This window comes from Bacillus sp. NPDC077411 (assembly GCF_044543425.1).
Classification (GTDB): Bacteria; Bacillota; Bacilli; order Bacillales; family Bacillaceae_G; genus Bacillus_A; species Bacillus_A bruguierae.
Map to the genome: position 1 here is coordinate 106,076 of NZ_JBITWA010000002.1, position 25,150 is coordinate 131,225.

The window sequence follows — 25,150 nt, forward strand, 5'->3', positions numbered from 1 at the left end:
TCTATTATTATAGCAAAACAATAGTTTTTTACAACAATAAAATGAGAACGGTTTCTTTTTTACTAGATATACAATTACATGTAAGTAAAAACAGCACGTACAGTTGAAATGATTTCCATTTCGCCTGATTGAATAGGGGGAGCGCCGCCATGAACAGCAGAATGAGCAACAAATTCCCGCGGCATCTGAGAAGACTCTTCAACGACAGAATTAGGAACTGGATTTATATTTAGATTATATGTACTAGCAATTGTCCTTGCTTTTTCTTGAGCGTTTTGCACAGCGAGTACTAATGCTTGTTTATAGTAAGCATTTGGCCCTGAAACGCGAAATACAAGTCCTCTGGCGACATTTGCTCCGTTTGTTACAGCTGCTTCATATACTTCGCCTGCTTTTTGTACATTGAGCACAATAATTTCATATAAATGATCAACTTGATAACCTCGTAGGGTAGGCTTTTCGTTCACGTGTTCATATTGTGGTGTAATGGTGTAAGAAAGTGTTTTAATATTTTGCTCTGTAATTCCAAGTTGCTTTAAAGAAGCAAGTAAATTAGTAGAAAGAGCAGCATTTTCTGCTTGTGCTTGTTTTACATTTAGATCTTCAGTCCGAACACCAATTGTTAGGACGACAACATCCGGTTTTGCTTTCACGACACCTTCACCTTGTACAGTAATCGTTGCCTCTTTGCCGTTACGTAATTCATATGAATATGGGGGCATGCCCATTTGCATGATTGTTCACCTTCCTTTCTTTATGTATATGAAAGAAGGGAGTCCATTTTTTCCTTAAATTTAGAAATATAAAGTGAAACTTCCATCAGTGGGGGGGGCTTCATCCCCCACTGATGGTTAGTTGAACCAATCGGGCTTTTACAGGCTGTTATTCCCCACCTATCTTTCGCGCTTTTCTCTGAATCTTGAGGTGGGGGACTTACTGCCTGTTAATGCGGGATAGCAGAAAATCTAAGTAGAAAGAAAATATATACAATTAAGGTATTCATGCATTATAATATGTGTAAATATTATAAAAAAGGGTCGAGAACAGTGAACGAAAAACGAGAAGCGCTTATTTTAAACTTATCTACTTCCTTTCGGAGAATGCTTCGGTTATTACAAAGCGATATTAATGAACTTTTTTCTGAACATATGCCATGGAATGAGTTTTCTGTACTGCGTGCGTTATATTGGAAAAGCCCGCAAATGGCATCGCAAATTGCAAGTGAAGTGAACGTTACATCCAGTCATATTACAGCAGTTACAGATCGCCTTGCTCGTAAGGGGCTTGTAATGAGAAAGCGATCTAATTCAGACAGGCGCATCGTGTATTTAGAAATTACAGATAGTGGGAGAGAAGTTGCTGAAAAACTTGAAAATGTTCGAAAAGAATACTATAGAGAGAAGTTTCAAGACTGGAGCGACGAGGAAATAGAAATGGCATTAGAGCTCTTTGATAGAGTACTATGAAAATAGAAAAGCAACGATTGCTTTTCTATTTTTTTATGTGTAAATACATGTGCAAATTGAAAAAATGGCATAAAACCCTCTTTCTTTTTAGGTGGGCGAGAGCATCTGACTCTGCATAGAAGCGGTCAGTGCCTTTTTCTGCCACATGCAAGGTTTAAAACAAAAGGAGAAAGCAAGTAGCGGTTATGTTGTATTCTACATAGCAGCGACTTATATGTTGAAAAATTAAAATGGATATATATAAATAAATTAAAAAATGACATATCCCCTTTTTTAGGAGGAACGAGAGCATCTGGCTGTGCATAGGAGCGGTCAGTGCCTTTTCCTGCCACATGCAAGGTAAAACAAAAGGAGAAAACAAGTAGCAGTCATGCTGTGTTCTGCATTGCATAAAAATAGCCTGAAATTCCTATACTTTACGTATATGGAATAGGAGGCTGGCAATGAAGCGTATTGTTTCTTTTGGAATTATCGGGATATGTTTATTATGTTATGGCACTGAGATACGTGCAGCGTCTCCAAATCAAATTGTCCAAAAAGAACTGGAATATATCTCAAACCATAAACCTGTTTTATATTCAAAGTTATGGATGCGTTCAATGCAAACGTCTGTATTATTTCATCATAATGACCGCATTCATCATCAAGATACTTTACATAATATAAAACATTCTTCTCTCATCGGCATAAAACAAATGTCACTAACGAAAGCTTCCGTTTATATGCCGCGAGTTTCTCAGTACGTATCAAAATTTGGCAAAGAAAATGTACAAGTGTACTATTTAGCTGTGCAGTATGATGTGAAAAAAGAAAACACATATCAAATGAATGGAACGAACTACTTTTTACAAGTATTTGTACGAGAGTATGGAGAGTGGAAAATTGCCGAAAGTATTGTTGCACCAACGGATCAAATTGTGACAAATCACGATGGATTTGGGACAGACGAAGAGAAGGATTATAGTGAAAAACGAAACAATGTAAAATAGCCTCCTGACTAGGAGGCTATTTTGCATATAGAGAAAGTTTATGTTTTAACCCCCACCGTAAAATAGCGTATGTCAAAATGCTCAATCCAATAAAATACATATAGTGAAGCGGGATAGATTTACTGCCATCAGTGAAAATTTCGCATCCACAATGCTTTATGGAACATGTAATTCACCTCGATTTATTATTAGTTAAAACAGTATTGTTACCTTCCACTGAAAGAGAATTTCCATTTTAACAGACGAGATAGAATGAGATAAGTTATAATTCCTGTGCCTAGAAAACCAATATAATAGCTTACCAACGAATTGATTCCTCCTAGTAAACGAGCACCAAGTAAGGCAAAGCACGTTACGGTACAAACGATAAAGAGCTTTTGTAGTTTTGGAAAAAGTAGTATTTTTCCGTTTTGTTCGTTAGGTGACCGAGCATATAAGTACGTACTTAATGGTAATAAAATCATTGTATATACAATAGGGCTTATTAATGTCCAAGGAGACGGAATAGAACTAAAATTAGGCTCATTGATTCGTTTTCCTGTTTTATCTGTATGGGCAGACTGCGGATCGTAATTAAAATAAATTTGAAAATCTATCATAGGTGAAAAGACAGTAAATTTTCCAACATTATTTATATATGTATTTTCTTGCTCGTAAGTGTTAACATACGATTTATTCGTATGAACAGAAATGAATCCAGCAATTAAAATAGGCAATACGAATGGTAAAAGAAGAACAATTGCAGTTAAAAAGCCTTGTGATACAATATTTCCAGCAATTGTTCCAATACATAACGTTAGCGTATAGATTGCAATGAGTACGATGGCTGCGTATAGAAAATAATAGTGAAAAGGTGAGAAAATTTGATACTTACTATGAAAAGTTGTTTTTTTCAAAATGGCGAACATTCCCCAGTTCAATACTAGAACGCTCATAATATTACAAACACCAAACAACCATTTTGTAAGAAAGATATGTGTTCGTTTGAATGGCATCGACCAAAGTAAATCGATAGATTGATTGTGACGATCCCAGCCAATGAGTGCACAACCTAAAACAATAATAAGTGCACCTTGTATTACTATAGTTTCATCAGGGAAAAAATAGTTGTAATGAAAACGATAATTCCATTTCATATTATCGTGGAAATAGTTTAGTTGTTCTACAGCTGCCAAATAATATTTGCACGATAGTATATAGAAGTTAATGAGCCAAAATAACCATACGATATATTTACTTTGTTTATATGTTTGAAGCCATAGTGCTTTATGAAACATAGGATCGCTCCTTTAAAAAATTTTATATTTGGTAGCACGGGATAGTATGAAATAGGTGATGCTCCCAAGTAAAAAGAAGCCGACGTAGTATTTCAATAATAAGCCAAAAGGATTTGAAAACCGTCCACCTATTAAAGCAAAGTATAGTGTAGTCCCCCATATCCATAGCAAGCGGTGTTTCTGAAAAAGAAAGATTTTTATATTATTTTCATTTCGTGTCCGTGTAAAAAGAAATGTGCCAAGTAGTAAGCAACAAATTGCATAAAAGACAGGAACAAGCATTGCTTTGGCAGAATAAAATTGATGAAATGCAGGACCTTTTAGAGTATTTTCAGTATTATCAGTACGACGATGTTTTGGATCATAATCGTAACCAATAGTAAATTTGTTTATAGGAGTGGAAATACTTGTTTTGTCTTTGAGTTCATAAATTGTGCCAACCCTTTTCCAATAACTTTCTTTGTCAATTGCATTCCAATGAATAGTTAGGAAAGAGAGTCCTAGTGAAAATACGCTACACCCCATAATTAAAAAAGTGATGCTAAAGATACTTTGTGAAATAATGCTCTCAGTAAATGTTCCAATACATAAGGTAGCTGTATAGATTGCAATATACGAAACAATTGCATAGAGAAAGTATCGGTGAAACGGATAAAATGATTGATATTCAAAGTGAATTGTTGCCTTATAAATGAGATACATAAGTATCCAACTTATAAAAAAAGAAATTAAAATATGAACTACTCCAAAGAGCCATTTTGATAAGAAAATATCACGTCGCTTAAACGGCATTGCCATAAGCATATCCTCAGATTGATTTCTACGTTCCCATCCGATTAAAAGACATCCTAAAATAATTACAATAAAGGCTATCCAAAAACTATTAGAGGAATAAAAAGTATATTCATAATAAAAATTTCCTTTAGCGTGAAGTTCATGATAAGAATCAAGTTGTTGCTCTGCTGCTTGATAATATTCATATGGAAAAAAGTAGAGACAACTAAAAAAGAATAGCAATACAATATATTTCCCTTGCTTCCAGTTTCGCATCCATAATGCTTTATGGAACATGTAATTCACCTCTATTTATATGTGTTCGCTTCTTGATTAAAAATATTGTTATCTTCCATTAAAAGAAAACTTCCATTTTAGTAAGCGAGTTAAAATCATATAACTAATAAATCCTGCTCCTAAAAAGGTTATATAGTAAATCCATAAAGCATTTATTCCGAATATTCGCCCACCAAGTAATGCAAAGCAAAGGACTGTACAGCCAATGAACCATTTCTGTAGCTGTGGAAACAATAGGATTTTTCCGTTTTGTTCATTAGGAGAGCGTGTATATAAAATGATTGCTAATGGTAAAAATAGAATGATATAAACGAATGGGATCAGTAATTCCCAAACAGGTGGAATCCATGTTTTCTCCATAGGATTTTTGTTAGGTACATCTGAGATTTTACCGTTCCGATCAAATTTCTCTTTAGGATAATAGCTGTAACTAATAAAAAAATCATCGAGCGGTGCAACGATACTTGCTTGTTCTAAGTAATATCTAGTTTTACTCTCAATTTTATATCGATCCTCAGTTGATTCTCCGGTATGAATAAAAACAAATCCAGAAATTAATAAGACTAAACCATACGGAAGATATAAAATGATTGCAGTTAAAGCACCTTGGGAAAAAATATTTCCTGTAATTGTTCCAATGAATAGAGATAAGGTATAGATAGCAATTAGTACAATTGTAGCGTAAACAAAGTAAGTATGAAACGGACTAAAATCCTGATAAGCATTATGAAAAGATATCTTTTTAACTCCCCACATACTAATCCAGCAAATAAAATTCACGATTATAATATTGACAATACCAAACGCCCATTTTGTTAGAAAAATGTCTTTTCGTTTAAATGGCATAGAGAAAAGATAGTCGGCAGATTGAGTATTCCGTTCCCATCCAATTAAAACACAAGCAAGTATAATGAGTATGGCGCTTTGTATTATAACAGGATCATGTGTTGAAAAAGAATAAGAGTAGTAATAGACGGGATCCCATTTCATTTTTGATTCTATAAGCTGTGATTGTGCACCGTTATAATATTGATAAGGAAGCATATATAAACTACTTAACCAAAATAATAAAAGTACATATTTCCCCTGTTTAAACGTCCGCATCCACAACGCCCTATGAAACATGTGACCCCTCCTCAAAAGCCGTAACAAATACATCCTCAAGTGACATTGGTAATTCTTCTAATAAGAGCGGCTGTTCTTTATGAAATTTTTCTAACGTAGTTGCTACAGTGCCTTCGATTAAAACGGTGTATACTTTTCCGGTTTGTTGTAATACTTTTACATTACTTAAGTTTTCTAGCTTTTGTGGTAGTGAACGTTCATAAGCGACTTGAATTTTTGCATACCGTGATTTTGTATCGTCTAAAGCTGTAATCGATGCAATAGTATGATCTTTTAAAATGATGACTGTGTCTGCGATTTTTTCAATTTCATCTAAGTGATGCGTAGAAATGAGAATGGTAATTTCGCGTTCTGCTACTTCTTCAATTAAAAATTGCAGGATTTGTCTTTTTACGATTGGATCAAGTCCGTTTGTTGGCTCATCTAAAATAATGTATTCTACGCCAGTAGAAAAAGCTAAGATCATTGCTAATAATGCTTTCATTCCGCGGGAGTAGCTGCGAATACGTTTGTCTGGTAAGTTAAAACGCTCTAGTAACTCATAAAAATAGTCTGCATTGAAATTTTGATAGACTGCTTTATAGAATTTTACGATTTCTTTTACTGTATAGCCGCTTAATACGTTTGTAGAGTCTGGAACATATACAACTGTTTGTTTCACTTCAGGGTGTTTGTGCACGTCAACTTCGTTATAGGTAACAGTGCCTTCATCTGGATTTAAGATTCCAACGAGTGTACGTAATAACGTTGTTTTTCCAGCTCCGTTTCTTCCGAGTAATCCGGTAATGCTTCCTTTTTTTAAAGTAAATGAAATATCTTCTAATATCGTTTGATTATCAATTGTTTTCTTTACGTTCGTCACTTTTAACATGCGTATTTCCCCCTAACTCTTTATAGTATGAATCAATCCAATCATGAATTTTTTCTTTTGAAATACCGAGATAAGAAGCTTCTAGTAACAATTGATGAAATTGTTTTTCTACCATAGCAATTTTCCTTTCATCTTGTGCGGGAGTAATGGATTGCGAGACAAATGTTCCTTTGCCGCGCAGCGTTTCGATAATTCCTTGCCGCTCTAATTCTTGATAAGCCTTACTCACTGTGTTTGGATTAATCACTAGTGAAGAGGCAAGTTCACGAACGGAAGGGAGTTTATCGTTAGGTTCGAGCATCCCTCTTAAAATTAGCTCTTTAACATTATGAACAATTTGTTCCCATATCGGAGTGTTGCTTCTTGGATCTAGTTGAATGTGCAAGAGCAATGTCTCCTTTCTAATAAAAAAGTATAAGTGTACTATTAGGTGTAATACACTTAATACAATATATAGTGCATAATGATTTGTCAACTATATTTTTAGAAAATTATGGTATAAAACCCCTTCGTTTGGAAAAAATAGGTGTGATATAGAATGGAGGGTTAGTCATGAAGCGATTAATAGGAATACTTGTGTGTTTCATGTTATTGCTTTCTGCTGTTCCAATCGGTTTTGCACAGTCTGAGAAAAGAGAAGCAGAAACAAAACCGAAACTAGCAGAACAAGCATCGTCAGCAATTGTGATTGAGCAGGATACAGGGAAAGTTTTATTTGAAAAAAGTCCAAATGAAAAGTTACCACCTGCTAGTATGACAAAAATTATGACCATGTTACTCATTATGGAACAAATTGAAAAAGGAAAATTAAAACTGAAAGATAAAGTGAGAACGAGTGAACATGCAGCTTCTATGGGCGGATCACAAATTTTCCTTGAGCCTGGTGAAGAAATGACAGTCGATGAAATGTTAAAAGGCATTGCCATTGCATCTGGAAATGATGCATCAGTTGCAGTTGCAGAACATATCGCTGGATCAGAAGAAGGATTTGTAGATAGGATGAATAAAAAAGCAAAAGATTTAGGACTTAAAAATACTCATTTTCAAAATCCAACAGGTCTTCCAGCCGAAAATCATTATTCAACAGCATATGACATGGCAGTTATGGCAAAGGAATTAATGAAATACCCGTTAATCCGTAAATATACAGGGAAATATGAAGATTATTTACGAGAAGATACGGATAAGAAATTTTGGCTTGTAAATACAAACAAGCTTGTTCGTTTCTATCCAGGTGTTGACGGTGTAAAAACAGGTTTTACAACAGAAGCAAAATATTGTTTAACAGCATCTGCAGAACGCAATGGCATGCGTGTCATTTCTGTTATTATGGGATCTCCAACATCAAAGGAACGAAATGCGGAAGTAACGAAGCTTCTTGATTATGCATTTAGTCAATATATGACGAAAAAGATGTATACAAGGGGAGAAAAAATTCAAACGGTAAAAGTAGGAAAAGGAAAAAAAGAAACTGTCGACTTAGTAGCTTCTGACAATGTTTCTCTGTTAATGAAAAAAGGAGAAACAATGAAGAATCTCAAAAAAGAAGTAGTTGCTGAGGAGAAGGTGAAAGCTCCAATTAAAAAAGGAGATGCCTTAGGTACACTTGTTATAAAAAAAGGGAATGAAGTGTTACTCAAACAAACAATTGTTGCAAAAGAAGATGTTGCAGCAGCGAGCTGGTGGGAATTATTTAAACGAAGTTTTGGGATGTTTTCGACATCGAAATAGCGGCAATTTAGTTGCCGCTTTCTCTTTTAGTAATTTTGCTATGATTTCGATAGTGAGAGATGTTTCTATATGAATCCATTTTCATTTTTCGACATATAGATTGCGGCTATGCAGAAGAAAAGGAACCTGCACTTGCTTTCTCCCTTTGTTTTAACCTTGTATGTGGCAGGAAAGGGAACTGACCGCTTCTATACATGGCCAGATGCTCTCGCCCACCGAAAAAGAATGGTTTTATGTCGGTTTTTTAATTTGGATTTATATAGAAGGTTCATTTTATGACGAAATAGTACTTCTTTTGTCAGGTGGAAGGATTCTACATTTATTTTAGAGAAAACTTCTTATATGTTTTGCGTGTATACGCGAATTTTGAATGTAAGGAGGAAATAGAGTGAGTCTTTCCATCCATTTAGAAGTAAAGCGTGACGTCTTATGTGTTCGTTTAGCGGGCGAACTAGATCATCATACTGCCGAAGAGTTGCGAGCGAAAGTAACTGATATGATTGAGACGCATCATGTTCATCATATTATTTTAAATTTAGAACAATTAGCATTTATGGATAGCTCTGGTCTTGGTGTTATATTAGGTAGATATAAACATGTCAAAAGCTTAGGCGGCGAAATGGTTGTTTGTGCAATTTCTCCTGCTGTAAAGCGCTTATTTGAGATGTCAGGGCTATTTAAAATTATTCGATTAGAAGAAGATGAAGCGCATGCGCTTGCGACATTGGGGGTGGCATAGATGAGAAATGAGATGAACCTTCAATTTTCAGCATTAAGTCAAAATGAATCGTTTGCTCGGGTTACAGTTGCGGCTTTTATTGCGCAGCTTGATCCAACGATGGAAGAGTTAACGGAAGTGAAAACAGTTGTGTCTGAGGCGGTAACAAATGCTATTATTCATGGATATGAAGGACACCCAGATGGCGTTGTGTATATTACGGTTATTTTAGAAGATGGTATGGTAAAGTTAACGATTCGTGATGAAGGGATTGGAATTCTAGATTTAGATGAAGCAAGGCAACCCCTTTTTACAACAAAACCCGAATTAGAGCGTTCCGGAATGGGATTTACCATTATGGAAAATTTTATGGACGAAGTAGAGGTTATTTCTAATAAATCCTTCGGGACAACGATCCATTTGACGAAGCATCTATCAAAAAGTAACGCTCTATGCAATTAAGGAGAATTGCCTATGGACATAGAGGTCAGAAGTGAAAAAGGAAAAGGTCAGTTAAAGGATCATGAGTTAAAAGAATTAATTAAGCGAAGTCAAGATGGTGATCAAGGAGCGAGAGATTTAATTATACAAAATAATATGAGACTTGTTTGGTCGGTTGTACAACGTTTTTTAAATCGCGGTTACGAGCCGGAGGACTTGTTTCAAATTGGCTGTATTGGTTTGCTAAAATCTGTCGATAAATTTGATCTATCTTTTGATGTAAAGTTTTCAACATATGCAGTTCCCATGATTATTGGAGAAATTCAACGTTTTTTACGGGATGACGGGACAGTGAAAGTAAGTCGTTCTTTAAAAGAAACTGGAAATAAAATTCGTAAAATGAAAGACGAATTATCAAAAGAGTATGGCCGTGCACCAACAATTACCGAAATAGCAGAGGCGTTAGAGTTAACGCCGGAAGAAGTTGTAATGGCGCAAGAAGCAAGCCGGACACCATCATCTATACATGAAACGGTGTATGAAAATGATGGTGATCCTATTACTGTTTTAGATCAAATAGCGGATCGTTCTGAAACAAAGTGGTTTGATAAGATTGCGTTGAAAGAAGCAATTCGTGAATTAGATGAGCGTGAACGATTGATCGTATATTTGCGGTACTATAAAGATCAAACACAATCGGAAGTAGCGGAGCGTTTAGGAATTTCTCAAGTACAAGTATCACGGCTAGAAAAGAAAATATTAAAGCAAATGAAGGAACGAATAGGCGAATAGTCTATTCGTTTTTTTATTTTAAAAAAGTTGTATTAGAAAATTTTCCAATATCCATACTACAACTACGAGGAATAGTTAAGAGGTGATTGGAGTGGAGCAAACGATATATGTAAAGATGAGGAATCGTCTACAAGTGTCGCCTGCTTATGAGATTAAAATTGGTGATGTTGCACAAGTGGTTGGAGAATCGCATATTGTAGACGAGATAAAACGACAGGCTGTATACAAAATTACAAAGAAAGATAAAACGCATGTTGTAATTGATGTGATGAAAGTTATTCAGAGTATTAGGCAGTATTCCAGCAGTTTAGAAATTAATTTGCTCGGTTCGGCGCAAACGATTGTTGAAATTGTATATGAAAAAAAAGAAGTAAATCCATTTCTCTTTGGGATGGTATGGTTATTGCTATTTGTGGGAGCGGCTCTTGCGATTATTTATTTTCATGAAGACGTTAGTATGCAGCAAGTGCATCAACGTTTATATTACATGGTTACAGGAGAAAGTAACAGAAAGCCACTTTTATTTCAAATCCCATATTCGTTAGGGCTTGGACTTGGAATGATTCTTTTTTTTAATCACGTTTTTCAAAAGCGCATTAATGAAGAGCCAAGCCCATTAGAAGTTGAAATGTTTCAATATCAGCAATCTCTCGATCAATATGTGATGATGAATGAAAATAAAGAAATGATAAAGAAAATTCGAAATGATTGAATATATTGAGGTTATCTTTATTGGATTTGCTGGTGGAATTGCGGTTGGAGGAGGATACGTTGCATTTTTAACTGTATTGGGTATGATTCCAAGGCTCGCTCAGTTAACGAAAAGTGGACATCGAGTTCAATATTATGAATGGGCTGTTGTGAGTGGTGCACTAAGCGGTGCGTGGTGCAGTTTACGCGATGTTACATTGCTTGCTTCACCGTATTGGCTTTTGTTACTTGGACTGTTATGCGGCACATTTATCGGAATGCTTGCTGCTGCTTTAACAGAAGTGCTGAATGTACTTCCAATATTAGCAAAACGTGTTGGGGTTGATGGGAAAATTGTTATTCTTCTTATTGCACTTGTTCTTGGTAAGGTAGTAGGATCTTTATTTCATTGGATTTATTTTGTGAAATAGGAGGCATGTTAGTGGCACTGCATAGATTAAAAGACGACTATACGAATAAAGTGAAAGAGTATCATCCAAAACCTAACTATATGATGAATTGCATCAAGGCTTTTGTTGTGGGTGGACTTATTTGCACATTAGGTGAGGTCTTGACAAAGATGTATATACATTATTTCGATTTTACGGAGAAAAATGCAGGGAATCCAACAATTACAACATTAATATTACTATCAGCAATTTTAACGGGGCTTGGTGTATATGATAAACTTGGACAATTTGCAGGAGCAGGCTCAGCAATTCCGGTTACTGGATTTGCAAATTCAATGGTGAGCGCAGCAATGGAACACCGCAGTGAAGGAATTGTTCTTGGGATTGCCACAAATATGTTCAAAATTGCTGGAAGTGTAATTGTATTTGGCGTTGTTGGAGCGTATGTTGTAGGTCTCATTCGGTATACATGGAAGCTCCTCCAATGATGGAAGTTTCAGTTAATGTAAGTAAAGGAGAAGGCAGATGAGATTAACTGGGAAGCAAACGTGGCTATTTCAAAATGATGTATATGTGAATGCAACGGGGACGGCCGTTGGACCGGAAGAGGCAAAGGGACCGCTTGGAGATAGTTTTGATATTACATATGATGATTTACATTGCAAAGAAGAGAATTGGGAGCTAGCAGAAAGACGGTTAATGCGAGAGTCGATTCAACAAGCATTGCGAAAAGAAAAGATACAAGCATCTGATATTGATTTTTTTTTAGCTGGAGATTTATTAAATCAAACAGTTACGGCAAATTATGTTGCAAGAGAACTTTCAATCCCATTTTTAGGTATGTTTGGAGCGTGTTCCACTTCGATGGAGACGTTAGCTGTTGGCGCAGCATTTATTGATGGGGGATTTGCAAATCGAGTATTAGCAACAGTCAGCAGTCATAATGCTACGGCCGAGCGGCAATTTCGTTATCCAACAGAGTACGGAGGACAAAAGCCAACTACAGCGACATTTACTGTTACAGGAGCCGGTACAGCTTTAATTAGTCGGGAAAGAAGTGCAATTAAAGTCACAGCAGCAACCATTGGAAAAGTGCAAGATTTAGGTATAACAGATCCGTTTGATATGGGATCTGCGATGGCCCCTGCTGCAGCTCATACAATCGGACAGCATTTTGAGGATTTAAACAGAAGTGCTGCTGATTACGATTTGATTGTGACAGGAGATTTGTCGGCAGTAGGAACGCCGATTGCACGGCAGCTTTTGTTAGATGAAGGCTATGATCTAGGGAATGTCTATAATGATTGCGGTTTAATGATTTATAGAGATGACCAGCAAGTATTTGCGGGAGGAAGTGGCTGTGCTTGTTCCGCAGTTGTAACATATGGACATTTAATGAAAGAAATGAAAAAGGGGAATCTCAGGCGGATTTTTGTCGTCGCAACAGGTGCTTTATTAAGTCCGATTATGATTCAACAAAAAGAATCGATTCCAACAATTGCACACGGTATTGTATTTGAAAGAATAAAAGGGGTGTAATATGTGGAATTTATATATGCGTTTTTAGTTGGAGGGGCGATTTGTGTTATCGGACAACTCCTGTTAGATTTTGCGAAATTAACACCTGCACATGTTATGGCAATTTTCGTAGTAATGGGTGCTATTTTAGATGGTTTTGGCATTTATGATAAACTGATTCAGTTTGCAGGAGCGGGAGCGACTGTTCCGATTTCAAGTTTTGGCCATTCTTTATTGCATGGAGCGATGGAAGCAGCAGAAAAGTATGGTTATCTTGGGATTGGAATGGGAATGTTTAAGTTAACATCTGTTGGAATTTCAGCAGCAATTTTATTTGCATTTTTAGCAGCACTTATTTTTAAACCGAAAGGATAAATAAGATGAGAAGAAGGGTTATTTTGGTGACAGACGGAGATGAATATGCGCAGCGAACAATCGAGTTACTGGCAAAGGAGTTTGGGGGACGATGTATTTCGGCATCGCAAAGTAATCCAACGAAATTAACAGGGAGAAAGATTGTTGAGCTTATCATGCAAACACCACATGACCCTGTTTTTGTTATGTTTGATGATAGTGGATATATTGGGGAAGGATCAGGAGAAAAAGCATTAAAATATGTGGCAACGAACAAACAAATTGATGTGCTTGGCGTGTTAGCGGTTGCTTCGAATACGCATCATTGGGAATGGGCACGTGTTGATGTAAGTGTTGATCGAGAAGGACGATTAACTGAGTATGGTGTTGATAAATTTGGATTGGCGGATGTTGAAATAGGAAGAATTAACGGTGATACCGTTTACTGTTTAGACGAATTGCATGTTCCTATTATTGTTGGAATCGGTGATATTGGGAAAATGTACGGCAATGATGACTGGAAACGCGGGTCGCCAATTACAAAACAAGCAATTCAATTGATTTTAGAAAGGAGTGGGTTTTATGACCAATACAAAAAAGATTAATATACCAATTTCTTCATTTTTAAGTGACAATGAAAATTATTTGAAGCAAACAGTTGGACTTGGCGTTACCTTTGATGTGGGAATTCGTAAATTTCATATTTTAGATAAAGAAATTGGTGTTTTGTTTGTGAATGGTTTATGTGATACAAACTATATCATACACATTCTCGAAGAGGCTATTGATACGAATGAAATCCAAAGGTATGGAGAAGGTACAGTAAAGTTGTTAGAAAATCGTCTGATTCATCAGCAAGTAAGTAAAATAAAGACGATGGATGATGTCATATTACAAGTTTTATCAGGCTTAATCGTTATTTTTGTTGAGGGAGAGACAGAAGCATTTGTAATTGATGTTCGTAGTTATCCAGGACGCACTCCGACAGAGCCGGATACAGAGAAAGTTGTTAGGGGGGCACGTGATGGATTTGTTGAAAATATTATTGTAAACACAGCTCTTATTCGGAGACGTATTCGTGATCCGCGTTTGCGACATGAAATTATCCGGGTGGGAGAGCGATCACGCACAGATCTTTGTATCGCATATATACAAGATATTGCGAATCCTGATTTAGTGAAAATAATAAAGCAGGAGATAGCAAATATTCAAATCGACGGTGTAACAATGGCGGATAAAACAATTGAGGAGTTTCTTGTGAAACAAGGATATAACCCTTTTCCGCTTATTCGCTATACAGAAAGACCAGATGTCGCTGCGAATCATTTGTTAGAAGGACATGTTTTACTCCTGACAGATACTTCTCCTAGTGCAATTATTACACCGACAACATATTTTCATCATGTACAACATGCAGAGGAATTTCGGCAAAATCCTGCTGTTGGAACATTTTTACGCTGGATTCGTTTTCTAGGAGTTGTATTTTCTCTGTTCTTATTGCCACTTTGGCTTGTGTTTGTAATGGATCCTGCTGTATTACCAGAAAAGTTAGCGTTTATTGGACCGAATAAAGTGACCAATATACCGATTGCTTTGCAGATTATTTTAGCAGAAGTAGGACTGGAATTTCTGAGGATGGCATCAATTCATACACCAACACCGCTGTCATCAGCAGCAGGGTTAATTTCGGCTATATTAATTGGTCAAATTGCAATTAATGTCGGTCTATTTGTACCAGAAGTCATTTTATATACTGCCATTTCTATGATTGGATCATATGCAACGCCAAGTTATGAATTAGGATTAGGGAATAAAATCGGGAAATTATTCCTTATTATATGTACAGCTTTATTTCAGGAAATAGGCTTTGTTGTTGGAATGACATTGTTAATTTTATTTTTAGCATCTATTAGAAGTTTACAAACGCCGTATCTTTGGCCGTTTCTTCCATTTGATTGGGAAGCATTGGTGAAAATTTTAATTCGCCCATCTATTTCTAGTTTAAAGGTACGTCCTAGTATCGTCCATCCTCAAAATATAAGGAGGCAAAAATGAGCAGAAGAATAAATTCTGCTCATTTTTGTTATAAATTTATTTGTTTTTAACAAAAACATAACATTTCTTTTGTACACTAGAAGTAAATATGATGTATGGAAGGGGAGATTACATGATTAAGTTATTTGTTAGCGATTTAGATGACACACTCGTTTATAACGTGAATCGGATCCATCGTGACGATGAAAAAGCATTATGCTGGTTAGCAGAGAAAGGTACGAATATTTGTTTTGCTTCTGGTCGTTTTACTCACCGTATTCATGCTGTTGTGAAACAATTCGCTTTCCCTTATTATACAACAGGATTAAATGGTGCCGTTTTATTAACGAAAGAAGGAGAAATGTTAAACGAATCAACTTTTGATGGTGAGGTTGCCCGGGAAATATATAAATATATACATGAAAAAAAGATGGCGGATATTGTATGTGCGAAGGAGCATCGATATACAAAAAAGAAAAATGAACATCATCGTATGTTTGAAGAATATATTAAAGGAGAAATCGCAGAAGTAGAGACATTAGAGGAAGACTTCGGACAAACTATTCATCCGGCAAAATTATTTGTTTATGGAGAAGAAGAGGAAATTACAATGTTAGATCAAGAGCTGCGAAACGAATTTCAAGGCAAGGCGGAAGTCGTGATTTCAGGAAAGCGATATGTGGATATTATGCCAATTGGGATTAGTAAAGGAAGTGCACTGCAGCTTTTAATGGAACATTTACAAGTAGAAGCACATGAAGTAGCATGTATTGGGGATTCTTTTAATGATATTTCCATGTTTTCTGTGACGCCGCATTCCTTTACATTACATCATGCTCATCCATATGTGAAAGAAAAAGCGAGTCATGTTGTTCGTTCTGTAGAAGAAGCCATTATGAAACTACCATTGTTAGCATAAAAAAAGCTCGTCAATAACGAGCTTTTTATTACTTGAATAGCGATTTAATAAAGTCAATAAAGCTAGCGAATACGCCTTTTAACTTTTCTAAAAAGCCTTGACCTTCTTCAGAGCCTAGAAACGCTGAAACGTGTTCTTTTGCTTTATTTAATTGGTTACTAACTTGATTCCAATCAATATTTAAGTTTTTCATTTTGTCAAAGAGTGCTACTAAATTATCAAGTTGTTCATCAGTTAATGTAATTCCGAGCTGATCCGCAATCTTTTTAATGAGTGAACGTAAATCTTCTGTTGTTTTTGGTTGTTCTTTTGCGATTTCTTCTTTAACTTTTGCAACGAGTTGTACAGCTTTATCATTTCCGATTTGGTCACCAAGTTTTGCAGTTTGAACCATTTCTTCATTAGCGACTTTTTTAACTTCTTCTGGAATTTCTTTTTTTGCTGTTGTCTCGTATGCTTTCATTAAGCCTGTTAAAGCGGCAGTCCCTGATACTTTAAATGGTGCTGTAATGTAAATATTCGCATCTTTTACACCTGCTGTAATTAATGCGTTTGTATACATTGCATCTGTTACCCAATTGATATTATGCGCTTGTACAACAAGACCAGATCCTTTTTTTGTATACGTAATCATAGAAGAAGAAATTGCTTTTGTGCCGATTTGAGCGCTTGGTACAACTCCATCTAAATATTTATGTTCTTCCGCGTTTGACACCGTAATAATTTGTGCATCTTTTGGCGCTTTCATTTCTTGGAGAAGTTGTTGTTTTTGCTGTTCTGTTAAATTTTCTCCTAATGTAACAATAGACTCTCCCTCAATCACGTCTGCATATGAAGCTGCTGGAATCAAAAAGACCATAACAGCTAATAACAGTGCTAACAATTTCGTTTTCACGAAAAATCGCTCCCTTTCTCTTTCTGAAATTTTCGGGCAACAAAGTAATTATAGTATATTTTTTGTATTTGTCATCCGCCTTTAGATTGATTTTAGAAAGAAATAGCAGGATTGTCGGATTTTATAAAGGTTTTCACAATAATATTTTTGTTTATTACAGCGATTGTGGTAATATAAGGCTGAGATTGTTGAAAGGAGCTTATTATACATGAGAACTTTAGGATACATATTAATGGAAAACGGTGAAAAAATCGAATTAGAATTTTTCACAGAAGAAGCACCAAAAACAGTAGAAAACTTTAGAAAATTAGCTAATGAAGGTTTTTATAATGGAGTTACTTTCCACAGAGTAATTCCTGGTTTTGTAAGCCAAGGTGGCGATCCAACAGGAACAGGAGCAGGTGGTCCTGGTTACTCCATTCCTTGTGAAACTGATGGAAATCCTCACAAACATAAAGTAGGGGCACTTTCTATGGCGCACGCTGGAAGAAATACTGGAGGAAGCCAGTTCTTTATCGTACATGAGCCACAACCGCATTTAGATGGCGTTCATACTGTGTTTGGTCAAGTAACAAATGGCATCGAAACAGTACTAAATATGCGTCAAGGCGATGTTATGAAAGAAGTTAAGGTTTGGGAAGAGTAAAATATTAAGAGGGAGCAAAATGCTCTCTCTTTTTTTATTAAAAAAAGAATTTGTAAGGTAAGACAAGTAAAAGATACGTATAGGAGACTTTGCATATCATTTGTGTCATTTAAACTTTTTCAACATATAAGTTGCTACTATGCAAAAGTGTGATCTGGACTCGCTTCCTCCCTTTGTTTTAAACCTCGCATGTGGCAGGAAAAGGATCTGACCGATTCTATGCATGGTCAGATGCTCTCGCTTACCTAAAAGAAAGAGTTTTTTTATATCGTTTTTTTATTTATATTAGGTACGAACAATATAATGCTACTAGCATAATATAAACAGAATATCAACATTTGACTTCCACTCTCCCTCTTTGTATGATTATAAAGTTGTTTTTAGGCAAGCCTTCTCAGTAGGTTAGAAATGTTGTAAAATAGACATGATATGAACATGCTGATTAAGGGGATATGATTTGTAACTTTTGTAAGAAGGGATAAATTCCATGTTAATTCGTTTTAAAAAAAGTTATGAAAAAATTGCAATGGGACTTCTTTCATTTATGCCAATGGAAAAAGACATAAAACGATTACAAGCAACGATGAAGGATTATGAACAAAATGACGATTGGCAGCTATACTTATGGAAGGAAGACGATGCGATTGTTGGGATTATTGGGACGGTAAAGCACGATACTGGTGTGCTAGAAATTCAACATATTAGTGTGAATCCTTCGCATCGTCAAGCGGGAATTGGAACAAAAATGGTACAAGAATTACAAACAATTCTGCCGAATATTACGGTATGCGGAAACGAACAAACATCTAGTTTTTGTGAGAAGTGTAAAGAAGTTGAACATAATGTGCATTAGTAAAAGCAGAGATAACCTTATCTCTGCTTTCTCTTTTGTAATTGAATATTTCGTTCACTAATCACATCTTCACGATTACGACGAGAATGTTTATGAATAATATCCTCGCTTGGAGTAGAAGAAGTCTCTTTCCACGGCAATCTTTTCGTTTTGCATAATTGTATACATATGTTTTCTAAATTCGAATCAGCAAAAGGAAGAAATAATGTTGTATAAGAATCATGATTTTGAATGATGTGCAGTCGTTCCTTAAGAAGCAATAGTAGTTTCAAATACTCTAAACCTAATGCTTCTATATGTTGTTTTTCATTCTGTAAAATGAATAGGGCACTCTTCATCATTCGCTCAGCACCGTTCCAATTAGAGCGTCTATGGTGGTATAAAGCGACAGCAATTTGAATGAGTCCAACCCAATGTTGTTCTCGCTCTCCGCGTGGCTTTGTTTTCCAATGTTCTTCTAAAACTTCGTGACATTCAAAGTAGTCGTAATCACTATGAAAATGAATTAAAAATTGTATGTATGCTTCATGATACATGCTTTTCACTCCAATTCTAAGCAGTGTTGTATATAGTGTAGCATAAAGTGAAACTTCCATCAGTGGGGGTCTTACTGCCCACGAATAGCGGGATAAATATAAAACGACTAGAGAGTGCTCTAGTCGCTTTATGTGAGTTAGCAAAAACAAGCTGCGCCGACAATAATTAATAAAATAAATAACACAACCAGTAAAGCGAATCCGCCGTGGAAACCTCCAGAAACATGACCCATAGTTTGTAACCTCCTACAATGTACTCATTACACTGTCATCATATGAATGGGATGGGCATTGTGGCCTAGGTATACGTCTATTTTTAATTAATTTTTTGAAAAAGGTTGGATAGTCCATAAGTATACACTATACTTATGGTGTTACAGAAAAAATGTGGTGGGATGATTTGTGCAATATAATTTTAAAGTTGAGGCATTTGAAGGCCCTTTAGATTTACTATTACATTTAATTAATCGTTATGAAATTGATATATATAACATTCCTGTAGCGGAAATTACAGAACAATATTTATCATATATCCATGCGATGAAAGAATTACAGCTTGATGTTGCAAGTGAATATTTAGTTATGGCAGCGACGCTATTGCAAATTAAAAGTAAAATGTTGCTTCCAAAGTATGAAGAAGATGTACAGGATAGCAGTGAAGAATTTATGGAAGATCCTCGGCAAGAATTAATGGAACGTCTAATTGAGTATAAGAAATATAAGCAAGTTGCTACTCAATTAAAAGAAAAAGAACAAGAACGAGCGCAGTTATATACACGGCCTCCTCTTGATTTTATGATGTTTCAAAAAGAGGAGGCTGAAAAGCTGCCGATTGATGTTACGTTATATGATATGTTAGCAGCGTTCCAAAAGCTCATGCGTCGAAAGAAAATACAGCGGCCGGTAACAGCTACAGTTACTAGGCAGGAAATCCCAATCGAACAACGAATGGTCGATGTTTTAAAACAATTGGAACTTGCAGGAGGTCGTCAAAGTTTTTACGATTTATTTGTAGATGATGACCGAGATGTAATTGTTGTTACATTTTTAGCAATTTTGGAACTTATGAAACATCAGAAAATTGTTATTGAGCAAGAGCATAATTTTGATGAAATCTTTTTAATGAAACAATAGCTGTAATGTTCGACCGACCGTAAATTGTTGTTCGGTCTTTATGACGTATATGGATACAAAGAATGTGAGAAAGGAGCTTTTAACGTTGGAAAGACAAGAACAAAAGGCAGTTATAGAGGGGCTGCTGTTTGTAGCAGGAGATGAAGGGATTTACCCAGAACAAATTGCAAAAGTATTAGAGGTAGAAGTGAAAGCTGCAATAAAGCTTGTAGAAGAGCTGCAGGAAGAATATGATCAATTGCAACGCGGCTTGCAGATTGTTCAATTTGCAAAAGTGTATCGTTTTGCAACGAAAAAAGAGCACGCACTGTATTATCAAAAATTGATGGATGCGCCAACAACTGCATCTTTATCACAAGCAGCATTAGAAACATTAGCGATTATCGCCTATCGCCAGCCAATTACAAGAACCGAAATCGAAGAGATTCGCGGTGTAAAAACAGATCGCGCTCTTCAAACGCTTGTATCCCATTTATTAATTAAAGAAGTAGGACGTGTAGAAGGGCCGGGACGCCCTATTTTATACGGCACAACAAAAGAGTTTTTAGATACATTTGCATTGCAAACATTAGATGAATTACCTGCTCTGTCAGAAGAAGGCGAAGGAATGAATGAAGCGGATTTATTCTTTGGTTCTTTACAAGAAATTTCGAAGTGAAAGCTTGGCATTTTGCCAAGCTTTTTTGTATATGAAATCAAAGCTGCGTCATACTAAATAGAAAAAGGAGAAGGTGTATGAAAGATGTGCGTATCGCTCTTTTTCTATTTTCAGCAGTATTATGTATAACTTTAAATAGTGCAACTCCTATACGTCAGTATGGTTCTATACATATGGTTTCCTCCTTTTCAAGTCAGCGTACGCATTTAGGTAAGATGACTGTAAATTTTTTAAGAGTTGGGCAAGGTGACGCAACAATTATTTCCTTACCAAACGGGAAAACAATTTTAATTGATGGTGGTCCGTATGAGGCTGGGGAGCCTATTATAGATAAATTAATTAAAAAGGGAATTAAACGCTTAGATGTTGTTATCGGTACACATCCTGATATGGACCATATCGGAGGGTTAATTCCAATTATTGAACAAATGCCGGTTTCACTTGTGTTAGATAGTGGGAAATTATATAGTTCATTTACATATCATTCGTATATAAGAAGTATTAAAAAAAGAGGAGTTCCATTTTTACGTGTAAAGGAAGGGCAATATATTCCCTTAGATCCTCATATTTCTGTTCAAGTATTAAATGATGGAAAAACAAAACGAGAAAATAATGAGTCATCTATTGTATTGAAAATTCGTTATGGTAAGGCTGATTTTTTATTCATGGGGGATGCTGATACACATACGGAGGAAGAAATTGTGAAGAAGTACGATGTACATGCAGATGTGTTAAAAGTTGGCCATCACGGTTCATATACATCAACGAGCGAACAGTTTATAACGGCTGTTGCACCGCAGTTTGCTATTATTTCGTATGATAAAAAAAATCCGTATGGCCATCCGCATCGAAGTGTGGTGAAACGATTATATCGGCACGGGGTGATTGTACATACTACCGTGAAAAATGATGTTGAAATTGAAACAGATGGTGAGTGTATTACTTTTCAGCATCAGTTACCTTTGCCGTTGTTAAAATAGTGTATGTATCATTCATTTCAGCAGCATATGAAAGAAATCAAAGCTGCTGAAATGATAAGTATAGTTAAATTTGTTTATATACAGTAGCGTTCTAGAGCATTTCTTGATATTTGTTTAATAAAATATTTAAGTCATACATAATATGATGTATTTCTACAAGTGTAGTCGCTTTTTTGTTTCTTATACGAGGAAATATTTTGAAAGTCCTTTTGAATAAAATGAAAGTTCTATATTATAATGAGAGAAGAAAAACAAAATTACTTTTTTCTTATATCAAAAACCCATCCATAATGTATAGACAACTACTCGTGTATATATTATGATAAGGATAGGTAATAAGAGAAGTAGGGATTATATGGGAAAGGATCGATGAAAATGAAAACGCAAGTCGTCATCAATGCCAAAATTTATACAGGTCATGAAGTGTTAGAAAGCGGTTTTATTCGTTACACGGATCAAATTCAAGAACTTGGATTGATGGCTCAATATGTACCACAAGAAAATGAAACGGTTCATGATATAAAAGGGAATATTATGATTCCAGGTATGATTGATGTTCATATTCACGGTGGATACGATATTGATGCAATGGATGCAAATAGCGACGGATTAGTAACTCTTGGTAAACAGATGTTACAAGAAGGAGTTACAACGTTCTTTCCAACAACAATGACGCAGTCTTCTGAAGCGATTGAAGCGGCTTTGGGTGCTGCGAAGGAAGCGAAGGAAAAAGGTGCGCATTTCGAATATATTCATTTAGAAGGTCCGTACGTTTCAAAAAAACGTGCAGGTGCACAGCCGCTTGAATATATTGTCCCTGCAAATATTAAGCAATTTAAGCAATGGCAAGCAGCAAGTGGAAATTTAATTAAACTCGTAACATATGCTCCAGAAGAAGAAGGTGCGCGTGAATTTGAAGAATATCTCGTAGAAACGGGTGTCATCGGTACAATTGGACATACAGATGCAACGAATGAGCAATTAATAGGGAGAAATATTATACATGCAACGCACCTTTATAATCAAATGCGTGGTTTGCATCACCGTGAGCCAGGTGTAGTTGGTCATGTGTTATTAAATCCAGATGTAATGGTCGAAGTAATTACAGATGGTATCCATATTCATCCGGATATGGTGAAATTGGCATATAAATTAAAAGGCGCTAAAAAAGTGAGTGTCATTACGGATGCGATGCGTGCAAAAGGCTTAGCAGATGGATTATATGAACTTGGCGGACAACCGGTTATTGTAAAAGATGGTAGTGCACGATTAGAAGATGGCACATTAGCAGGAAGTATTTTGAAAATGGATGAAGCATTGCGTAACGTGATAGCGTTTACTGGATGCTCGATCGAAGAAGCTGTTCTTATGACATCAGTTAACCAAGCTGAGGAATTTGGATTAGTAAACAAGGGCGTTTTAGAAACAGGAAAAGATGCGGATTTTGTTATTATGTCTGAAGATTTATATGTACAAGATACAGTTCGATTAGGGATTCATATGAAAGAAGGGAAATAAATGAATATCGTTGTTGCAAAAACTCCAGAAGAATTAGCAGAAGCGGGCTATAAATTAATTGAACACCTTGTAAAATCAAAAGAAAATCCAGTATTAGGAATGGCTACAGGCAGCTCTCCATTAGGGGTTTATGCATTAATGAGAAAAAATAAACTTGATACAAGCCGTGTAACCACTGTAAACTTAGATGAGTACGTAAATTTACCACCCGAAGACAAAAACAGCTATCATTATTTTATGCAAGAACAGTTGTTTAACCATCTTCCGTTTAAAGAAACGTATGTACCAAATGGAATGGCAGGCGATTTACAAGAAGAATGTAAGCGTTATGAAAGTATTATTGATGCCAATCCAGTTGATTTACAAATTCTTGGAATCGGTGAAAACGGTCACATCGGATTTAATGAGCCGGGAACACCATTTGATTCTGTAACTAGCATTGTGAAGTTAACAGAATCTACCCGTCAAGCAAACCGTCGTTTCTTCGAAAAAGAAGAAGATGTGCCAACGCATGCTATTACAATGGGGATCGGTAGCATTATGAAGGCAAAGCAAATTTTACTTGTCGCTTCTGGAGTGAAAAAAGCAGAAGCGATTAAGGAAATGCTACAAGGGAAAGTAAGCGAGGGGTGTCCGGCTACAGTTTTACAACATCATCCAAATGTAACCATAATCGCAGATCAAGAAGCTCTATCTTTATGCAGTGAGGCGATTGCTGATGAATATCGACAAGTATTCACCATTTCCGATCTATTATCAGATTCAGGAGTGGGTGAAGCAACTAATTGAAGACGGTGAATGGAAGCCGGGAGATAAAATTCCATCTGAAAATGAATTATGCGATAAGTTTGAAGTAAGTCGAATGACAATCAGACAGGCCATTAATAACTTAGTTGAACAAGGGTATTTACATCGAAAACGTGGAATTGGTACTTTTGTGCAACTTCCAAAGGTTGAACAAAAGTTGCAAGGCATGACAGGATTTACAGAGGATATGCTCTCTCGTGGAATGCAACCAAGTAGCGTGCTATTAAGCTTTCACCTTGTTCCAGCTACTGCTAAAATAGCAGAGAAGCTTAGAATTCAAGAGGGAGAATCGGTTTACGAGGTAAGGCGTATTCGCTTAGCTGATGAAGAACCAATTGCGTTTGAGACAACATATTTGTCACCATCTCTTGTAAAAGATATTAATGAAGAAATTTTGCAACAATCATTGTATGAGCACTTAGAAAAAAAACTAGGCTTTAAGCTAATTCGTGCTACGCAATCTATTGAAGCGGCTATTGCAACGGACGAAGAGGCAGAGCACCTTCATATTCCGAATAAAGCACCAGTGCTTGTAATGAGACAATGGTCATATGCAGAAGGCGAGTTGCCGCTGGAATATGTAAAATGTATTTACAGAGGCGATCGTTATAAGTTTATTACGAATATTTCACGCAATAAGTAAAACGCGAAGTTTTATGTTGTGAAATAAAGTGATACTTCCATTAGCGAGGGGATCCCCGCTCATGGCTAGTTGAG

General features: G+C 36.1%; 31 protein-coding genes. 22 read left to right on the top strand and 9 right to left on the bottom strand.

Annotation, left to right across the window (positions count from 1 at the left end; translation table 11 throughout):
- Positions 1-74: 74 nt before the first annotated feature.
- Positions 75-734 (bottom strand): SIMPL domain-containing protein, encoded by a 660-nt coding sequence (locus tag ACIGHG_RS03910; protein WP_336471372.1) that lies wholly within the window; start codon positions 732-734, stop codon positions 75-77.
- Between the two features lie 312 nt (positions 735-1,046).
- Here ACIGHG_RS03910 and ACIGHG_RS03915 point away from each other — a divergent pair, with 312 nt between their 5' ends.
- Complete coding sequence (locus ACIGHG_RS03915) at positions 1,047-1,466, top strand: MarR family winged helix-turn-helix transcriptional regulator (RefSeq protein WP_139207613.1); 420 nt, start codon at positions 1,047-1,049, stop codon at positions 1,464-1,466.
- A gap of 443 nt (positions 1,467-1,909) precedes the next feature.
- Positions 1,910-2,455 (top strand): hypothetical protein, encoded by a 546-nt coding sequence (locus ACIGHG_RS03920; RefSeq protein WP_396547285.1) that lies wholly within the window; start codon positions 1,910-1,912, stop codon positions 2,453-2,455.
- 206 nt (positions 2,456-2,661) lie between these two features.
- On the opposite strand, the gene ACIGHG_RS03925 is transcribed toward ACIGHG_RS03920, so the two are convergent.
- The 5 genes from ACIGHG_RS03925 to ACIGHG_RS03945 are packed head-to-tail and all read right to left on the bottom strand — an operon-like array spanning position 2,662 to position 7,184.
- Positions 2,662-3,732, bottom strand: coding sequence for an ABC transporter permease subunit (locus ACIGHG_RS03925; protein WP_396547287.1), 1,071 nt, complete (start codon positions 3,730-3,732; stop codon positions 2,662-2,664).
- Between the two features lie 12 nt (positions 3,733-3,744).
- Positions 3,745-4,803 carry an ABC transporter permease gene (locus tag ACIGHG_RS03930; protein ID WP_396547289.1) on the bottom strand — a complete coding sequence of 353 codons (1,059 nt, stop codon included), beginning with the start codon at positions 4,801-4,803 and terminating at the stop codon, positions 3,745-3,747.
- Between the two features lie 48 nt (positions 4,804-4,851).
- Positions 4,852-5,928 carry an ABC-2 transporter permease gene (locus ACIGHG_RS03935; RefSeq protein WP_396547291.1) on the bottom strand — a complete coding sequence of 359 codons (1,077 nt, stop codon included), beginning with the start codon at positions 5,926-5,928 and terminating at the stop codon, positions 4,852-4,854.
- Entirely contained in the window at positions 5,918-6,799 is an 882-nt protein-coding gene (locus ACIGHG_RS03940) for an ABC transporter ATP-binding protein (protein WP_336471378.1), read from the bottom strand. The genes ACIGHG_RS03935 and ACIGHG_RS03940 overlap by 11 nt, the downstream gene beginning before the upstream one ends.
- Positions 6,765-7,184 carry a GntR family transcriptional regulator gene (locus tag ACIGHG_RS03945; RefSeq protein WP_139207614.1) on the bottom strand — a complete coding sequence of 140 codons (420 nt, stop codon included), beginning with the start codon at positions 7,182-7,184 and terminating at the stop codon, positions 6,765-6,767. The genes ACIGHG_RS03940 and ACIGHG_RS03945 overlap by 35 nt, the downstream gene beginning before the upstream one ends.
- 167 nt (positions 7,185-7,351) lie before the next feature.
- On the opposite strand from ACIGHG_RS03945, the gene ACIGHG_RS03950 reads away from it, so the two are divergent.
- The 12 genes from ACIGHG_RS03950 to ACIGHG_RS04005 all read left to right on the top strand — a co-directional run bounded on the left by ACIGHG_RS03950 (position 7,352) and on the right by ACIGHG_RS04005 (position 16,406).
- On the top strand, positions 7,352-8,530 hold the full coding sequence (locus ACIGHG_RS03950) for a D-alanyl-D-alanine carboxypeptidase family protein (RefSeq protein WP_336471379.1): 1,179 nt from the start codon (positions 7,352-7,354) through the stop codon (positions 8,528-8,530).
- Positions 8,531-8,918: 388 nt separating this feature from the next.
- Positions 8,919-9,269, top strand: a complete 351-nt coding sequence (gene spoIIAA, locus ACIGHG_RS03955) for an anti-sigma F factor antagonist (protein ID WP_090914103.1) — start codon at positions 8,919-8,921, stop codon at positions 9,267-9,269.
- Complete coding sequence (spoIIAB, locus tag ACIGHG_RS03960) at positions 9,270-9,710, top strand: anti-sigma F factor (protein WP_090914105.1); 441 nt, start codon at positions 9,270-9,272, stop codon at positions 9,708-9,710.
- A 12-nt stretch (positions 9,711-9,722) separates the two neighbouring features.
- A complete protein-coding gene (gene sigF, locus ACIGHG_RS03965; protein WP_090914107.1) occupies positions 9,723-10,481 on the top strand; it encodes an RNA polymerase sporulation sigma factor SigF in 759 nt (252 codons plus the stop codon).
- 91 nt (positions 10,482-10,572) lie between these two features.
- Entirely contained in the window at positions 10,573-11,193 is a 621-nt protein-coding gene (locus tag ACIGHG_RS03970) for a stage V sporulation protein AA (RefSeq protein ID WP_090914109.1), read from the top strand.
- Positions 11,186-11,602 (top strand): stage V sporulation protein AB, encoded by a 417-nt coding sequence (locus ACIGHG_RS03975; RefSeq protein ID WP_336471380.1) that lies wholly within the window; start codon positions 11,186-11,188, stop codon positions 11,600-11,602. Before ACIGHG_RS03970 ends, ACIGHG_RS03975 begins: the two co-directional genes overlap by 8 nt.
- Positions 11,603-11,607: 5 nt before the next feature.
- The gene (gene spoVAC, locus ACIGHG_RS03980) at positions 11,608-12,069 is read left to right on the top strand and encodes a stage V sporulation protein AC (RefSeq protein ID WP_396547296.1); all 462 of its coding nucleotides are present in this window, start codon (positions 11,608-11,610) and stop codon (positions 12,067-12,069) included.
- 37 nt (positions 12,070-12,106) lie between these two features.
- Positions 12,107-13,120 carry a stage V sporulation protein AD gene (gene spoVAD, locus ACIGHG_RS03985; protein ID WP_336471381.1) on the top strand — a complete coding sequence of 338 codons (1,014 nt, stop codon included), beginning with the start codon at positions 12,107-12,109 and terminating at the stop codon, positions 13,118-13,120.
- Between the two features lie 3 nt (positions 13,121-13,123).
- Positions 13,124-13,474: a stage V sporulation protein AE gene (gene spoVAE / locus ACIGHG_RS03990; RefSeq protein ID WP_090914116.1), complete on the top strand. Its 351-nt coding sequence runs from the start codon at positions 13,124-13,126 to the stop codon at positions 13,472-13,474.
- A gap of 5 nt (positions 13,475-13,479) precedes the next feature.
- Complete coding sequence (spoVAEA, locus tag ACIGHG_RS03995) at positions 13,480-14,058, top strand: stage V sporulation protein SpoVABEA (RefSeq protein ID WP_090914118.1); 579 nt, start codon at positions 13,480-13,482, stop codon at positions 14,056-14,058.
- The gene (locus tag ACIGHG_RS04000) at positions 14,036-15,508 is read left to right on the top strand and encodes a spore germination protein (protein ID WP_336471382.1); all 1,473 of its coding nucleotides are present in this window, start codon (positions 14,036-14,038) and stop codon (positions 15,506-15,508) included. The genes spoVAEA and ACIGHG_RS04000 overlap by 23 nt, the downstream gene beginning before the upstream one ends.
- 91 nt (positions 15,509-15,599) lie before the next feature.
- The gene (locus tag ACIGHG_RS04005) at positions 15,600-16,406 is read left to right on the top strand and encodes a Cof-type HAD-IIB family hydrolase (protein WP_396547493.1); all 807 of its coding nucleotides are present in this window, start codon (positions 15,600-15,602) and stop codon (positions 16,404-16,406) included.
- A gap of 28 nt (positions 16,407-16,434) precedes the next feature.
- On the opposite strand, the gene ACIGHG_RS04010 is transcribed toward ACIGHG_RS04005, so the two are convergent.
- Positions 16,435-17,301 (bottom strand): DUF1002 domain-containing protein, encoded by an 867-nt coding sequence (locus tag ACIGHG_RS04010; protein ID WP_336471384.1) that lies wholly within the window; start codon positions 17,299-17,301, stop codon positions 16,435-16,437.
- A 208-nt stretch (positions 17,302-17,509) separates the two neighbouring features.
- Between ACIGHG_RS04010 and ACIGHG_RS04015 the strand changes: the two genes are divergently transcribed.
- Positions 17,510-17,947 (top strand): peptidylprolyl isomerase, encoded by a 438-nt coding sequence (locus ACIGHG_RS04015; protein ID WP_090914126.1) that lies wholly within the window; start codon positions 17,510-17,512, stop codon positions 17,945-17,947.
- 487 nt (positions 17,948-18,434) lie between these two features.
- Complete coding sequence (locus tag ACIGHG_RS04020) at positions 18,435-18,800, top strand: GNAT family N-acetyltransferase (RefSeq protein ID WP_336471385.1); 366 nt, start codon at positions 18,435-18,437, stop codon at positions 18,798-18,800.
- 17 nt (positions 18,801-18,817) lie between these two features.
- Here the strand turns inward: ACIGHG_RS04020 and ACIGHG_RS04025 are convergent, their stop codons facing one another.
- On the bottom strand, positions 18,818-19,336 hold the full coding sequence (locus tag ACIGHG_RS04025; protein ID WP_336471386.1) for a DUF309 domain-containing protein: 519 nt from the start codon (positions 19,334-19,336) through the stop codon (positions 18,818-18,820).
- Positions 19,337-19,473: 137 nt separating this feature from the next.
- Positions 19,474-19,569, bottom strand: coding sequence for a YjcZ family sporulation protein (locus ACIGHG_RS04030; protein WP_081904749.1), 96 nt, complete (start codon positions 19,567-19,569; stop codon positions 19,474-19,476).
- A gap of 169 nt (positions 19,570-19,738) precedes the next feature.
- Here ACIGHG_RS04030 and ACIGHG_RS04035 point away from each other — a divergent pair, with 169 nt between their 5' ends.
- From ACIGHG_RS04035 to phnF, 6 genes are all read left to right on the top strand, one after another.
- Positions 19,739-20,470 (top strand): segregation/condensation protein A, encoded by a 732-nt coding sequence (locus tag ACIGHG_RS04035; protein WP_090914132.1) that lies wholly within the window; start codon positions 19,739-19,741, stop codon positions 20,468-20,470.
- 85 nt (positions 20,471-20,555) lie between these two features.
- Complete coding sequence (gene scpB, locus ACIGHG_RS04040; protein WP_336471387.1) at positions 20,556-21,128, top strand: SMC-Scp complex subunit ScpB; 573 nt, start codon at positions 20,556-20,558, stop codon at positions 21,126-21,128.
- Positions 21,129-21,205: 77 nt separating this feature from the next.
- Positions 21,206-22,108 (top strand): ComEC/Rec2 family competence protein, encoded by a 903-nt coding sequence (locus ACIGHG_RS04045; protein WP_396547300.1) that lies wholly within the window; start codon positions 21,206-21,208, stop codon positions 22,106-22,108.
- A 375-nt stretch (positions 22,109-22,483) separates the two neighbouring features.
- Positions 22,484-23,626, top strand: coding sequence for an N-acetylglucosamine-6-phosphate deacetylase (gene nagA / locus ACIGHG_RS04050; protein ID WP_396547302.1), 1,143 nt, complete (start codon positions 22,484-22,486; stop codon positions 23,624-23,626).
- Positions 23,627-24,415, top strand: coding sequence for a glucosamine-6-phosphate deaminase (locus ACIGHG_RS04055; RefSeq protein WP_336471389.1), 789 nt, complete (start codon positions 23,627-23,629; stop codon positions 24,413-24,415).
- Complete coding sequence (phnF, locus tag ACIGHG_RS04060) at positions 24,345-25,076, top strand: phosphonate metabolism transcriptional regulator PhnF (RefSeq protein ID WP_090914137.1); 732 nt, start codon at positions 24,345-24,347, stop codon at positions 25,074-25,076. Before ACIGHG_RS04055 ends, phnF begins: the two co-directional genes overlap by 71 nt.
- Positions 25,077-25,150: the final 74 nt, after the last annotated feature.

Coding starts and splice junctions, on each gene's coding strand:
- spoVAEA (WP_090914118.1), top strand. CDS start 13,480: ATGAGAAGAAGGGTTATTTTGGTGACAGACGGAGATGAATATGCGCAG.
- sigF (WP_090914107.1), top strand. CDS start 9,723: ATGGACATAGAGGTCAGAAGTGAAAAAGGAAAAGGTCAGTTAAAGGAT.
- ACIGHG_RS04025 (WP_336471386.1), bottom strand. CDS start 19,336: ATGTATCATGAAGCATACATACAATTTTTAATTCATTTTCATAGTGAT.
- ACIGHG_RS03910 (WP_336471372.1), bottom strand. CDS start 734: ATGCAAATGGGCATGCCCCCATATTCATATGAATTACGTAACGGCAAA.
- phnF (WP_090914137.1), top strand. CDS start 24,345: ATGAATATCGACAAGTATTCACCATTTCCGATCTATTATCAGATTCAG.
- nagA (WP_396547302.1), top strand. CDS start 22,484: ATGAAAACGCAAGTCGTCATCAATGCCAAAATTTATACAGGTCATGAA.
- spoVAC (WP_396547296.1), top strand. CDS start 11,608: ATGTTAGTGGCACTGCATAGATTAAAAGACGACTATACGAATAAAGTG.
- ACIGHG_RS04030 (WP_081904749.1), bottom strand. CDS start 19,569: ATGGGTCATGTTTCTGGAGGTTTCCACGGCGGATTCGCTTTACTGGTT.
- ACIGHG_RS03940 (WP_336471378.1), bottom strand. CDS start 6,799: ATGTTAAAAGTGACGAACGTAAAGAAAACAATTGATAATCAAACGATA.
- ACIGHG_RS04000 (WP_336471382.1), top strand. CDS start 14,036: ATGACCAATACAAAAAAGATTAATATACCAATTTCTTCATTTTTAAGT.
- ACIGHG_RS03950 (WP_336471379.1), top strand. CDS start 7,352: ATGAAGCGATTAATAGGAATACTTGTGTGTTTCATGTTATTGCTTTCT.
- ACIGHG_RS03920 (WP_396547285.1), top strand. CDS start 1,910: ATGAAGCGTATTGTTTCTTTTGGAATTATCGGGATATGTTTATTATGT.
- ACIGHG_RS04055 (WP_336471389.1), top strand. CDS start 23,627: ATGAATATCGTTGTTGCAAAAACTCCAGAAGAATTAGCAGAAGCGGGC.
- spoIIAB (WP_090914105.1), top strand. CDS start 9,270: ATGAGAAATGAGATGAACCTTCAATTTTCAGCATTAAGTCAAAATGAA.
- ACIGHG_RS04015 (WP_090914126.1), top strand. CDS start 17,510: ATGAGAACTTTAGGATACATATTAATGGAAAACGGTGAAAAAATCGAA.
- spoVAD (WP_336471381.1), top strand. CDS start 12,107: ATGAGATTAACTGGGAAGCAAACGTGGCTATTTCAAAATGATGTATAT.
- ACIGHG_RS03930 (WP_396547289.1), bottom strand. CDS start 4,803: ATGTTCCATAAAGCATTATGGATGCGAAACTGGAAGCAAGGGAAATAT.
- ACIGHG_RS04045 (WP_396547300.1), top strand. CDS start 21,206: ATGAAAGATGTGCGTATCGCTCTTTTTCTATTTTCAGCAGTATTATGT.
- ACIGHG_RS03925 (WP_396547287.1), bottom strand. CDS start 3,732: ATGTTTCATAAAGCACTATGGCTTCAAACATATAAACAAAGTAAATAT.
- ACIGHG_RS03975 (WP_336471380.1), top strand. CDS start 11,186: ATGATTGAATATATTGAGGTTATCTTTATTGGATTTGCTGGTGGAATT.
- ACIGHG_RS03935 (WP_396547291.1), bottom strand. CDS start 5,928: ATGTTTCATAGGGCGTTGTGGATGCGGACGTTTAAACAGGGGAAATAT.
- ACIGHG_RS04005 (WP_396547493.1), top strand. CDS start 15,600: ATGTATGGAAGGGGAGATTACATGATTAAGTTATTTGTTAGCGATTTA.
- ACIGHG_RS04020 (WP_336471385.1), top strand. CDS start 18,435: ATGTTAATTCGTTTTAAAAAAAGTTATGAAAAAATTGCAATGGGACTT.